General features: G+C 65.1%; 11 protein-coding genes, 2 tRNA genes and 1 pseudogene. 9 read left to right on the forward strand and 5 right to left on the reverse strand.

Annotated features, from left to right (window positions below; genetic code table 11):
• Positions 1–28: 28 nt before the first annotated feature.
• Positions 29–1,039 carry a 3-isopropylmalate dehydrogenase gene (locus G6N15_RS15545; RefSeq protein ID WP_083088102.1) on the forward strand — a complete coding sequence of 337 codons (1,011 nt, stop codon included), beginning with the start codon at positions 29–31 and terminating at the stop codon, positions 1,037–1,039.
• Between the two features lie 136 nt (positions 1,040–1,175).
• On the opposite strand, the pseudogene G6N15_RS15550 reads toward G6N15_RS15545, so the two are convergent.
• Both G6N15_RS15550 and G6N15_RS15555 read right to left on the reverse strand, forming a co-directional pair.
• A pseudogene (locus G6N15_RS15550) lies at positions 1,176–2,228 on the reverse strand (MFS transporter); the annotation flags it as partial.
• Positions 2,229–2,288: 60 nt separating this feature from the next.
• Positions 2,289–3,500, reverse strand: a complete 1,212-nt coding sequence (locus G6N15_RS15555; RefSeq protein WP_083088103.1) for an oxygenase MpaB family protein — start codon at positions 3,498–3,500, stop codon at positions 2,289–2,291.
• A gap of 81 nt (positions 3,501–3,581) precedes the next feature.
• On the opposite strand from G6N15_RS15555, the gene G6N15_RS15560 reads away from it, so the two are divergent.
• From G6N15_RS15560 to G6N15_RS15580, 5 genes are all read left to right on the forward strand, one after another.
• Complete coding sequence (locus G6N15_RS15560) at positions 3,582–4,193, forward strand: TetR/AcrR family transcriptional regulator (protein ID WP_083088104.1); 612 nt, start codon at positions 3,582–3,584, stop codon at positions 4,191–4,193.
• 29 nt (positions 4,194–4,222) lie between these two features.
• Complete coding sequence (locus G6N15_RS15565) at positions 4,223–5,011, forward strand: fumarylacetoacetate hydrolase family protein (protein ID WP_083088105.1); 789 nt, start codon at positions 4,223–4,225, stop codon at positions 5,009–5,011.
• On the forward strand, positions 5,008–6,477 hold the full coding sequence (gene gltX / locus G6N15_RS15570) for a glutamate--tRNA ligase (protein ID WP_083088106.1): 1,470 nt from the start codon (positions 5,008–5,010) through the stop codon (positions 6,475–6,477). Before G6N15_RS15565 ends, gltX begins: the two co-directional genes overlap by 4 nt.
• A gap of 104 nt (positions 6,478–6,581) precedes the next feature.
• Positions 6,582–6,653: transfer RNA gene (locus G6N15_RS15575), tRNA-Gln, on the forward strand.
• A gap of 72 nt (positions 6,654–6,725) precedes the next feature.
• Positions 6,726–6,798, forward strand: a tRNA-Glu gene (locus G6N15_RS15580).
• Positions 6,799–6,838: 40 nt separating this feature from the next.
• On the opposite strand, the gene G6N15_RS15585 is transcribed toward G6N15_RS15580, so the two are convergent.
• Positions 6,839–7,345 carry a PPOX class F420-dependent oxidoreductase gene (locus tag G6N15_RS15585; protein ID WP_083088107.1) on the reverse strand — a complete coding sequence of 169 codons (507 nt, stop codon included), beginning with the start codon at positions 7,343–7,345 and terminating at the stop codon, positions 6,839–6,841.
• 169 nt (positions 7,346–7,514) lie between these two features.
• A complete protein-coding gene (locus G6N15_RS15590; RefSeq protein ID WP_083088108.1) occupies positions 7,515–8,216 on the reverse strand; it encodes an IclR family transcriptional regulator in 702 nt (233 codons plus the stop codon).
• 59 nt (positions 8,217–8,275) lie between these two features.
• Between G6N15_RS15590 and leuC the strand changes: the two genes are divergently transcribed.
• The 3 genes from leuC (at position 8,276) to G6N15_RS15605 (ending at position 11,139) form a co-directional block, all read left to right on the forward strand.
• Positions 8,276–9,685, forward strand: a complete 1,410-nt coding sequence (gene leuC / locus G6N15_RS15595) for a 3-isopropylmalate dehydratase large subunit (protein ID WP_083088109.1) — start codon at positions 8,276–8,278, stop codon at positions 9,683–9,685.
• Between the two features lie 23 nt (positions 9,686–9,708).
• Positions 9,709–10,305 carry a 3-isopropylmalate dehydratase small subunit gene (gene leuD, locus G6N15_RS15600; RefSeq protein ID WP_083088110.1) on the forward strand — a complete coding sequence of 199 codons (597 nt, stop codon included), beginning with the start codon at positions 9,709–9,711 and terminating at the stop codon, positions 10,303–10,305.
• Positions 10,306–10,515: 210 nt separating this feature from the next.
• Positions 10,516–11,139: an HU family DNA-binding protein gene (locus G6N15_RS15605; RefSeq protein ID WP_083088111.1), complete on the forward strand. Its 624-nt coding sequence runs from the start codon at positions 10,516–10,518 to the stop codon at positions 11,137–11,139.
• Positions 11,140–11,202: 63 nt separating this feature from the next.
• Here G6N15_RS15605 and mutT1 read toward each other — a convergent pair whose 3' ends face one another.
• Complete coding sequence (mutT1, locus tag G6N15_RS15610) at positions 11,203–12,141, reverse strand: 8-oxo-(d)GTP phosphatase MutT1 (RefSeq protein WP_083088112.1); 939 nt, start codon at positions 12,139–12,141, stop codon at positions 11,203–11,205.
• Positions 12,142–12,212 lie beyond the last annotated feature (71 nt).

A 12,212-nucleotide genomic window follows, 5' to 3' on the forward strand; every position in this document is an offset into this window, starting at 1 on the left:
AAGCGATGCGATGAGGAGGAGCGGCGCCGTGAAGTTGGCGGTCATTCCCGGCGACGGGATCGGTCCCGAGGTGGTGACCGAAGCCGTCAAGGTTCTCGACGCGGTCCTACCCGACGTGGAGAAGACCAGCTACGACTTGGGCGCCAAGCGCTTTCACGCCACCGGGGAAGTGCTGCCCGACTCGGTGCTCAAGGAATTGCGGGCGCATGACGCGATCTTGCTCGGCGCGATCGGCGATCCGTCGGTTCCCAGCGGTGTGCTGGAACGGGGTCTGCTGCTGCGGCTTCGCTTCAAGCTCGACCACCACATCAACCTGCGACCGGCCCGGCTGTACCCGGGAGTGAGCAGCCCGCTGAGCGGCAATCCCGAGATCGACTTCGTGGTGGTGCGCGAGGGCACCGAGGGCCCTTACACGGGAACCGGTGGCGCGATCCGCGTCGGTACCCCCCACGAAGTGGCCACCGAGGTCAGCGTCAACACGGCCTTCGGGGTTCGCCGGGTTGTACACAACGCGTTCGAACGCGCCCAACAGCGACGCAACCACCTGACGTTGGTGCACAAGACCAACGTGCTGACATTCGCCGGCGCGCTGTGGTCACGAACCGTGCAGGAGGTCGGCGAGAAATTTCCTGACGTGGAGGTGGCCTACCAGCACGTCGACGCGGCAACGATTCATCTGGTCGCCGACCCGGGCCGATTCGACGTCATCGTCACCGACAACCTGTTCGGCGACATCATCACCGACTTGGCGGCGGCGGTGTGCGGTGGTATCGGGTTGGCCGCCAGCGGCAATATCGACGCGACCGGCACCAACCCGTCGATGTTCGAGCCGGTGCACGGCAGCGCGCCCGATATTGCCGGGCAGGGCATTGCCGACCCGACCGCGGCGGTCATGTCGGTGGCGCTGCTGCTCGCCCATCTCGGCGAAGACGCCGCCGCGGCACGCGTGGACCGGGCTGTCGCTGCCCATCTCTCAACTCGAGGGAACGCAGTGCTCTCCACCGTCGAAGTCGGCGAACGGATTGCCGCCGCGCTCTAGTCTCCAGGCCCGGTGGCAACACGCCCACAGGCACCAGCGGCACCGCAACCAACGGGAACAGCCCACAGACCACCCACGCGAGCGGATAGCCGGCCGAAGCGATCAGTGCACCGAAGAGCGGCTGACCCGCCGCCGCGGCAAGCCGCTGAGTGGTGTTCTGCGTGCCCAGCGCCCGCCCGCTCCAGAACGGCCCGGCGAACTCGGTGATCGCCGTGGACTCCAAACCGTTGTCGAGCACCGCGATCACCGACGCGATCACCATGCAGGCCTCGGCAATTTCGGAGTTCAGGTGATCGGTGACGCCCAGCACGATCAACGTCAGGGCAGCGGCGGCGGCGATCGTACGAACCGGCCGCATCCGCGACCCGACCAGATCAGACCATCGCCCCGCCAGGATGCGGCCCGCTGCGCCGAGTAGCTGCGACACGGTGACCAGCGCACCCGCTGCCCCGATCGACCAGTGGCACTCATTGAGCAACCACACCAACATGAACGTCACGGTCACCGTCTGCGGCATCATCAGCAGCGCCGAGACCGCATGGATTCGCCACAGCACGTTCGATCCGCGATACGGGCTGGCCAGCTCCTCAGTGGTGGCCGTCGCGCGCGGCTTTCGCGGCGGGTCGAGGACACCGAGCGCGCACGCGATTCCCGACAACATGCAAATCACCGCCGCAAACGTCATCGCCGCCGCGAAGCCGTGTTCAGCCAGCTCGGGAATCACCGCGGCCCCCAACGCAATTCCCAAGGGCTGGGCGGTCTGCCGGACACCCATCGCCACGCCGCGCCGCTCGGGCGGGAACCAGCCGGTGACCAGCCGGCCGGTGGCCGAGTTGGCGCCGGCCGCGGCCATGCCGCCGAGGAACAGAAAGGCACCGATCAGCACCAGTGAATGGGTCGACGCGGCGGCGAAGGCGGCGAGCGCCGTAAGCCCCGAACCTAACCTGAGCACAATGCGCTCGCCCGCGCGATCCACCACGTAGCCCCAGGCAATGAGCGTCACCACCATGCCCCAGCTCGGCATCGACGACAACAGGCTGGCTTCGGTCAGCGTGATGTCCCGGTCGGTCTCAAGCTCCGGAATCATGAACGCGATGCCGTTGATAAAGAGGAACGACGACAACGTCGCTATCGACGCGATGACCAACATCGACCAGCGGGCTCCGGTGCTGACCGATTCCGTCGGCATTAACCCATGGTTTCACATGCGTTTCAGATGCAGCGTTTGCGAAACTCAGGGCTTTAGGCGTCAGCCTGCAGCAGCCAGCGCGTCGTGGCGGCGATAGCTGCGGTCACCGCCCGTCGCGGTGAAGCCGCGAGTGACGAAACGACGCCGCGACCATTGGCCGAGCTCCTCGCTGAGCCGCGTCGCGCCCGGCAGCAGCCGACGGAATTCCAGCACCCGGTTGAGCGCCGAGGTCGCCACCACCGCGGCCTGCAGCGGCTTGTTGTCGGGCAAGCCGAGCTGGTCGGCGTTGGACCGTCCCAGGATCAGGCGGCTGTAGGACGACAGATAGCCGCGAGCCAGCGCGGTGAGTGGGTCTTCGCCCGGCTGCCCGGAATGCAGCGCCTGGGCCAGCCGGTAGGAGTCCTCGTCGGGCTGGAACTCGGTGTCGGCTTCCAGCCAGAACAGTCGCCAGGTGTCCTCCTGGGTAGCGGGCAGCAGCTCGGGATGCACGCCCATCAGCAGCCCGACGTAGCGCCACAGATGAAAGATCGCGTCGCGTTCGGGTCGTGAGAACCGCAGACCCATCGCTTGACATCCCGCCAGGTTGGCCAGCGAGAACAGCATCAGAGTGCCGGCCAACTGCACCTGGTTGATCGGGTGATCCCACTTTTCGAAGCTCCAGTCGTCGCGTCGGCACATCGCGGCGCGCACCAGAGCATGCATGAGGCGAACCCGCAGGGTGCCGGTGAATCCTGGAGCAAAGCGGCTCAGGCCGCCGGGCGAGGTGACGTCGATGTACCAGGTCGCGGTCTCATTGAGCCGTCGGGGGGCCATTCGCCGCAGATCGCCGGTGCCGACCAGTGGTTTGTCGGCCTTCGCCGACAGGTAGCCGCCGGTGAGGGCCAACCCGGGCAGTGCCAGCGCGATGCTCCACAGCCCGGTGCGCATCGTTACCCGCACCGCCAAATCGAGCTTGGACCGATCGAGCCAGTATGGTTCGTCGTCGACCTGACCAAAGAAGGCCACCAGCTCGTCGGGCGGCCGTTCGACGGCCTCGATGCCCTGCTCGACGGCGACTTCGAACATGCGCCGGCCTTCGCCGACCGGCAGCCGTTGCATCATGGCGACCAGGTCGTCGGCCAGCGGGTCGCCGATCGTGGCGAAGCGACGGAACGACTGTCGTTGAGCGGCGGTGGCCCTGATGTCACCCGGTGCCAGCAGCCGGGTGAACACGTTGAGCGGGAAACCGGACAGGAACGGCGGGTCAGGCAGTTTCTGCTCGTCAGCCCTCATCTGCGTCCTTCCCGCAGCACCGCGGTCTATCTGGTGACAGTCTTCACCAGATAGCTGGGGGAGGTCAAGGATGCGACAATCGTGTCCGTGGCGGGTTCGGCGCGCACCTATGGCGGCGCCACCCATAGCGAGCGGCGCTCCAGACGACAGGCGCTGTTGATCGATGCCGCGTTGGATCTGATCGCCGACGGGGGCGTCGGGAACCTGACCGTGCGGGGGGTATGTGCGCAGGCGCGGCTCAACGACCGCTACTTCTACGAAAGCTTCCGCAGCGTCGACGAGCTGCTGCTGGCGCTGCTCGACGACCAGATCACCCGGGCATTCGACGCGCTGCTGCCCGCGATCGAGGCCAGCCAACCCGACCCCGTGGTTCGGGCGCGCGCAGCGATAGGCACCGGTCTGGATTTTCTCGAAGACGATCCCCGCCGCGGCCGGCTGCTTCTCGAATCGCAGGCCACCGAGGCATTGCGCGCCCGACGGCGTGACTTGATCAAAATGCTGGCGCAGGTGATGGCCGACCAAGGGCGGGTGCTGCTGGCCGGGCAGGACGCACTGGATCCCGACATCGACTTGGCCGCGCTCATCCTGGTCGCCGGCGGCTTCGAGCTGGTGACGCTGTGGCTACGCGGCGAGCTCGACGTCAGCCGCGAACACTTGGAGGACTTCCTCGTCGCGATAGTCACCGCGCGGTAGGGACGTGGCAGGCAGTTAGGCTCTCACGAATGCGCCTTGGTCGAATCGCCAGCCCCGACGGCGTCGCTTTCGTCAGCATCGAGGGTGAGATCGGCGACTCCGCTGGGATGACCGCTCGCGAAATCGCCGAACACCCTTTCGGCACACCGACCTTCACCGGACGCTCGTGGCCAGTGGCCGACGTGCGACTGCTGGCTCCCATGCTGGCCAGCAAGGTCATCTGTGTCGGCAAAAACTATGCGGCCCACGTCGCCGAGATGGGCGGCACCGCTCCGGCCGACCCGGTGATCTTCATGAAGCCCAACACCGCCATCATCGGACCGAATGTGCCAATCCGCTTGCCTGCCAACGCATCGCCCGTGCACTTCGAGGGTGAGCTAGCGGCGGTGATCAGCCGCCCGTGCAAGGACGTGCCCGCTGCCCGCGCCGCCGAGAGCATCCTGGGCTACACCATCGGCAACGACGTCACCGCCCGCGATCAGCAGCAGGCCGACGGGCAGTGGACGCGGGCCAAGGGTCACGACACCTTCTGCCCGGTGGGGCCGTGGATCGTCACCGATATCGATCCGGGCGACCTCGAGTTGCGCACCGAGGTCAACGGCGAAGTCAAACAGCGCAGCCGCACCTCCATGATGATCCACGACGTCGCCGTGATCGTGGAGTGGGTGTCGGCGGTGATGACGTTGTTGCCCGGCGATCTCATCCTGACCGGAACACCCGAAGGCGTCGGTCCCATCGAACACGGCGATACCGTCAGCATCACCATCGAAGGTATCGGCACGCTCGCCAATCCCGTTGTGCGAAAAGGAGACTCATGAACAGCGGTGTGCGGGTCCGATTCTGCCCGTCGCCCACCGGAATTCCGCACGTCGGTCTGATTCGCACTGCGCTGTTCAACTGGGCCTACGCCCGGCACACCGGCGGCACGTTCGTCTTCCGTATCGAGGACACCGATCCCGGACGCGACAGCGAGGAAAGCTACCTTGCACTGCTCGACGCGCTGCGCTGGCTCGGCCTGAACTGGGACGAGGGCCCCGAGATTGGCGGGCCCTATGGGCCGTACCGGCAATCGCAGCGTAAAGACCTCTACCGCGACGTCATCGACCGGCTGGTCGCGGCCGGGGAGGCCTACGAAGCTTTCTCGACGCCCGAAGAAGTCGAGGCCCGCCACATCGCAGCCGGCCGCAACCCAAAACTGGGCTACGACAACTTCGACCGCGATCTCACCGATGCGCAACGGTCGGCGTATCTAGCGGAGGGGCGCAAACCGGTCATTCGCCTGCGCATGCCAGACAAAGATCTCAGTTGGCAGGACCTGGTGCGTGGACCCACCACGTTCGCGGCCGGCACGGTGCCCGATTTCGCGTTGACCCGCGCCACCGGTGATCCGTTGTACACGTTGGTCAACCCGGTCGACGACGCCTTGATGAAGATCAGCCATGTGCTGCGCGGGGAGGACCTACTGCCGTCCACCCCGCGCCAGATCGCGCTGTATCAGGCACTGATCCGGATCGGGGTAGCCGAGCGGATCCCCGAGTTCGCCCATTTGCCAACGGTTCTCGGCGAGGGAACCAGGAAGCTCTCGAAGCGCGACCCGCAGTCGAATCTGTTCGCGCACCGTGACCGGGGCTTTATTCCCGAGGGGCTGCTGAATTACCTCGCGTTGTTGGGCTGGGCGATTTCGGGCGACCGTGACGTGTTCAGCCTCGAGGAGATGGTCGCGGTTTTCGACGTCGTGGACGTCAACCCCAACCCAGCCCGGTTCGACCAAAAGAAAGCCGACGCAATCAACGCCGAGCACATCCGACTGCTCGACGCCGACGATTTCACCGCGCGACTGCGCGACTACTTCGCTGTGCACGGGTATGAGACCGGCCTGGGCGATGCGGGATTCGCGGCCGCGGCTCAACTCGTGCAGACCCGGATCGTCGTGCTGGGTGATGCATGGGAGCTGTTGAGGTTTTTCAACGACGACGAGTACACCCTCGACCCCAAGGCCGCCGCCAAGGAGTTAGGCCCGGATGCCGGGGCGGTGCTCGACGCCGCGGTGGCGGCACTCGATGGCGTGACGGACTGGACCACCGCGCATATCGAGCCCGCCCTCAAGGCGGCGCTGGTGGAGAACTTGGCGCTTAAACCACGAAAAGCGTTCGGCCCCGTCCGGGTGGCCGTCACCGGAACATCGGTCAGCCCGCCGTTGTTCGAGTCCTTGGAACTGCTGGGGCGCGAGCGCAGCTTGCAGCGTCTGCGCGCAGCCCGCGACCGGTGCGGCTCAGGCGGCTAAGCTTTGGTAGTCTGCACGTCGGCCGCACCGGCCGGCGAGCGGTTGGCCGTACGACGCTAGCCGAATCCGAAAACGGGTTCTGACCAGCGCTTTTAGGCAGCCAATGGGGTATGGTGTAATTGGCAACACAGCTGATTCTGGTTCAGCCGTTCTAGGTTCGAGTCCTGGTACCCCAGCAAGATATGCCCACCACAAGCGGTTAGGCGGGCATGCCGAGTTGGGTTATGCTGACAGCTCGGATCGGTTCTGGCCCCGTCGTCTAGCGGCCTAGGACGCCGCCCTCTCACGGCGGTAGCGTGGGTTCGAATCCCATCGGGGCTACTCATCCACTGGTGTTCGCCGGGCCTCCCGGCGGCGCCGTCTACCCGGCGACGACACTCGGTGCGGTCGAGCCGCCGACCGGCATGTGGGGCAGTCCGAGCTTGCGATGATCCCAAGAGCGGGTCCGGCGTATGACGATCCGCACAGCGATCCGCTTGTGCATCATCTGGTCGACCGCTGGTTTCAACTCGTCGCTGTAAGGGCCGGTATAACGCTCCCAGACGCTGACACCGACGCGAAAGACGGCATCGGGATCCTCAACTACCTCGGCGACGCCCTCGAAGGACACCCCGCGCAGTGTGTCGTAGGTGTCGCCGTCCTCGATAAGGAAGCTCACCCGCGGGTCGCGCCGGAGGTTGACCGCCTTCTGCGACTTGGCTTTGGTCTCCAGCCAGATTTCACCGTCGACCACGCCGTACCACATTGCGGTCAGGTGCGGCTGGCCGTCGGGTCCGATGGTGGCCAGCGTGCCCGTGCGGCTGCGGGCGACAAACTCGGCGATCTCGGCCTCCGACATGACAATCTGCGCGCGCTGATTGGTTCCCATGGCGTCAGTCTGTCAGTTGGTCATTTCCGGGCCGCGGCCACACCGGCGAACTCGACTCTGCGACGACGGCATCGAGCGTGCGCTGGGGGCGAAAATTCGGCCGGGATCTAGCCGTAGAAGCACAGTCGACGACGTGCATGCACAGTCGACGCCGCTGAGAAGGCGAGCGTCAAAGCCGCGCAGTAATGGCATCGGCTGCAGCCAATAACTCGGCGGCCCAACGGGCGCCGGGCTGGCGACCCATCCGATCGATCGGTCCGGACACCGAAATAGCCGCGATCACCGCACCGCCGGCATCCCGCACCGGTGCCGAGACACTGGCCACACCCGGCTCACGTTCGGCAACGCTTTGCGCCCAGCCGCGCCTGCGCACATCCGCTAGTGCGCGTTCGTTGAACTTTGCGGTCGGCAATATGGCTTGCTGGGTTGCCGCGTCGCTGTACGCCAGCAGCACCCTGGCGCCCGACCCCGCCGTCATCGGCAACCGCGCGCCGACGGGAACCGTGTCCCGAAGGCCGGCAGGTGGTTCCAGCGCCGCGATACAAATTCGCCACATGCCGTCGCGGCGGTACAGCTGCACGCTTTCGCCGGTAATCTCGCGCAGCTGCGCCAGCACCTCGGGGCTGGCGGCCAGCAGCGGGTCGTTGACTTTGGCCGCCAATTCAGTGACCGCGGGACCGAGCCGCCAGCGGCCTTCACCATTGCGAGCCAGCAGACGATGCACTTCGAGGCCGGCCGCCAATCGGTGTGCGGTGGCCCTGGGCAGCCCAGTGCGGTCGCACAGTTCGGCCAAACCGCATGGAGATTCCGCGATCGCGTGCAATACACCCACGGCTTTGTCCAGCACTCCGATGCCGCTATCATGTCTCATATACAGATACTAGCGTCTCACATACTGAGAACACGCGGACGCAGAGAATCGAGGCGAACATGTCAGTGCCGCGCACGTTGGCGCAGAAGGTATGGGACGACCATGTTGTGGCGTCCGGTGGTGGCGACGGCCCAGACCTCATTTACATCGACCTGCATCTCGTGCACGAGGTCACCAGCCCGCAGGCCTTCGACGGACTGCGGCTGGCCGGTCGTCGGGTGCGCCGGCCCGACTTGACGCTTGCCACCGAGGATCACAACGTGCCGACTGTCGACATCGACAAGCCGATCGCCGACCCCGTCTCGCGCACCCAGGTGGAAACGCTGCGGCGCAACTGCGCCGAATTCGGTATTCGCTTACACCCGATGGGCGATATCGAGCAGGGCATCGTCCATGTGGTGGGACCACAGCTGGGCCTCACCCAGCCGGGAATGACGATCGTCTGCGGTGACAGCCACACGTCGACCCACGGCGCTTTCGGTGCGCTGGCGATGGGGATCGGCACCTCCGAGGTCGAACACGTACTGGCGACTCAAACGCTGCCGCTGCGGCCGTTCAAGACGATGGCGGTCAACGTCGATGGTGAGCTGCCTGCCGGAGTTACCGCCAAGGACGTCATTTTGGCGTTGATCGCCAAAATCGGCACCGGCGGCGGACAGGGACATGTCATCGAATACCGGGGCAGTGCCATCGAATCACTGTCCATGGAAGGCCGGATGACGATCTGCAATATGAGTATCGAAGCCGGCGCGCGTGCGGGCATGGTGGCGCCGGACGAGGTCACCTACGAATTCTTGCGCGGCCGGCCGCACGCTCCGGCGGGCACACAGTGGGATGCCGCAGTGGCGTATTGGAATCAGCTGCGCACCGACCTCGGCGCCGAGTTCGACACCGAGGTCTATCTGGACGCGGCTTCGTTGAGTCCGTTTGTCACTTGGGGAACCAACCCCGGGCAAGGGGTGCCGTTGGCCGCGGCCGTTCCGGACCCCGAGCTGATGACCGATGACAGCGAGCGCCAAGCCGCCGAGAAGGCGTTGGCGTACATGGACCTTCGGCCGGGCACGCCAATGCGCGACATTTCGGTTGATGCGGTGTTCGTCGGCTCGTGTACCAATGGCCGAATCGAGGACCTGCGCGCAGTGGCCGACATATTGCGAGGCCGCAAGGTGGCACCGGGGGTGCGAATGCTGGTCGTCCCGGGTTCGATGCGGGTGCGCGCCCAAGCGGAAGCCGAAGGGCTCGGCGAAATCTTCACCGCTGCGGGCGCCGAGTGGCGCCAGGCCGGTTGCTCAATGTGTCTCGGAATGAACCCCGATCAGCTGGCGCCGGGGGAGCGCTGTGCGGCTACCTCCAACCGCAACTTCGAAGGGCGGCAGGGCAAGGGCGGCCGCACACATTTGGTGTCGCCGGCAGTCGCGGCCGCTACCGCCGTGCGCGGCAAGCTGTCCGCACCGGCCGATTTGGACTGAGCATCGAAAAACAGGAGACGAGCATGGACGCATTTCGCACCCACACCGGAATCGGCGTACCGCTGCGGCGGTCAAATGTCGACACCGATCAGATCATTCCGGCGGTCTATTTGAAGCGGGTCACCCGAACGGGTTTCGCCGACGGATTGTTCGCGGCCTGGCGCGCGGACCCGTCTTTCGTTCTCAATCTCAGCCCATTCGACAGAGGTTCAGTACTGGTCGCCGGACCCGATTTCGGTACCGGATCATCGCGTGAGCACGCTGTGTGGGCGCTGATGGACTACGGATTCCGGGTGGTGATCTCGTCGCGGTTCGGCGACATTTTCCGGGGCAACGCGGGTAAGGCGGGGCTGTTGGCGGCCGAAGTTGCCCAAGATGGTGTCGAACTTCTCTGGAAGCTCATCGAGGGTAGCCCGGGGCTGGAAATCACTGTCAATCTTCAAGATCGAAATATCACCGCCGGAACGGTGGTGTTGCCGTTCAAGATTGACGACTACACCGCCTGGCGACTGCTGGACGGGCTTGACGATATAGCCCTTACGCTGCGAAAACTCGACGAGATCGAGTCTTTCGAAGCTGCTCGTCCCGACTGGAAGCCGCGCACAGTTCCTCACTCCTGAGGGGTCGATTCGAGCGGAATTTTGCCGCTGCGTGGGGCCTATCGGCAGCCTATTTTGAGCCCTCGCCACCGGCCAAGGGGGGCAAGCGGATTCCTAAAAAGTTCGCTAGAGCCGCCTGAAATTGCGCGTGGCTCTTGGAAATCAACCATGTGAGGGTTTACCGTGTCTTTTAGTCGGTCCAAAGAGGGCCACTGACTTCGGAGGGTTTGCATGAACAAAGCGGAGCTCATCGACGTACTCACAGAGAAAATGGGCTCAGATCGTCGATCGGCAACTGCCGCCGTCGAGAACGTCGTCGACACCATTGTGCGCGCAGTGCACAAGGGCGAAAGCGTCACTATTACCGGCTTCGGCGTATTCGAGCAGCGGCGCCGCGCAGCGCGCGTAGCTCGCAATCCGCGCACCGGCGAGACGGTCAGGGTGAAGCCAACATCGGTGCCCGCGTTCCGCCCGGGCGCCCAATTCAAAGCGGTTGTCTCTGGCGCTCAGCGCCTCCCATCGGAAGGACCGGCAGTGAAACGTGGTGTTGGCGCTGGCGGCGCCAAGAAGGCAGCGAAGAAGTCGCCGGCCAAGAAGGCCACCAAGGCGGCTCGGAAGAGCGCGACCAAGGCACCGGCCAAGAAGTCGACGGCCAAGAAGGCGCCGGCTAAGAAGGCGGCAACCAAGCGGACGCCGGCCAAGAAGGCAACCAAGTCGACTGCTAGGAAGGCGACGTCGAAGAGGACGACCTCGAAGGCTACGACCCGCAAGGCAGCGAGCAAGGCGCCCGCGAAGAAGTCGACCGCCAAGAAGGCGCCGGCCAAGAAATCCACTGCGAGACGGGGCCGCCGCTAAGCAGGCAACAACTCACAGACGCAGCACCCTTCGGAGGCAGACCCTCCGAAGGGTGTTTGCCTGTCACTTCAGCGCATTTACCGCCAGTGCGCTGCCAATGTGGTCGGCAGCAATCAGGTGACCCTCGGAGAGCGAGAGCACCCATGTGCTGCCTTTGCGGTTGCGGGACTTGTCCGGCCGCACCCCATCGCGAGCGCACCACCACGCGATGAGGTCCGGAATTACCTTGCCCTGCGTGCAGATCACCGGTGTGCGTCCGAGCGCGGCGATTTCCAGAACCCGGCGCCGGGCCTGTTTGGGGTTATCGGCGTAGGCCTCTTCGGTCAGCAGTGGTTCGTTGCAAATCACCACACCCAATTCTTCGGCGAGCGGTTCGACCGTCTGATGGCATCGCAATCGATCCGCGGCGTACACATCGGTGGCGCCGAACGCCAGTATTTGTCCGACAAGCGCCTCAGCCTGCGCACGACCCTTCTTGTCTAGCGGTCGCTTGGTGTCGTCTCCAGAAAAGCGGGACTTGCTGCCGGCGGTGCCGTGCCGGACGATCAGCACAGTGTGGGTGTCTGCCGGATGTTTGACGAACCGGCGCAAGACCTTTCGGTCTTGTGCGTAAGCGGCCTTTTTCATCGCGGCCGAAACCGGCAGCCAGACGAGTTCGTCGACTTCTCTGTTGGGTGTGAATTCTCCACCCATGCTGCGGGCTGCCCAGTAGCGCACCTTCTTGACGCCTTGCTCGATCGGGTAGCTCACCGCCGCGATGCGCCGGCCAAGGTGTGCTTCGTGACCGGTTTCTTCGAAGATTTCCCGCACCGCGGTCACCGGTTCGGTCTCACCGGGATCGAGTTTTCCCTTGGGCAGTGACCAGTCGTCATAGCGGGGACGGTGGATCAGCGCGACCTCGACCCCGGTCTCGTCGTGGCCCGGCCGCCACAGCACCGCACCAGCGGCACAAACGGCTTTACCCGACGGGCCTGTTCCGTCCGACGAGCTCTGTGTCGACAACTCAACTCCTGCAGGTCAATTCGGGCCGCACGTGACCACGTCGACGCGGCCGAGCGGTCGTGACTGATGCG

Source organism: Mycobacterium noviomagense (genome assembly GCF_010731635.1).
In the GTDB taxonomy this organism is placed as follows: domain Bacteria; phylum Actinomycetota; class Actinomycetes; order Mycobacteriales; family Mycobacteriaceae; genus Mycobacterium; species Mycobacterium noviomagense.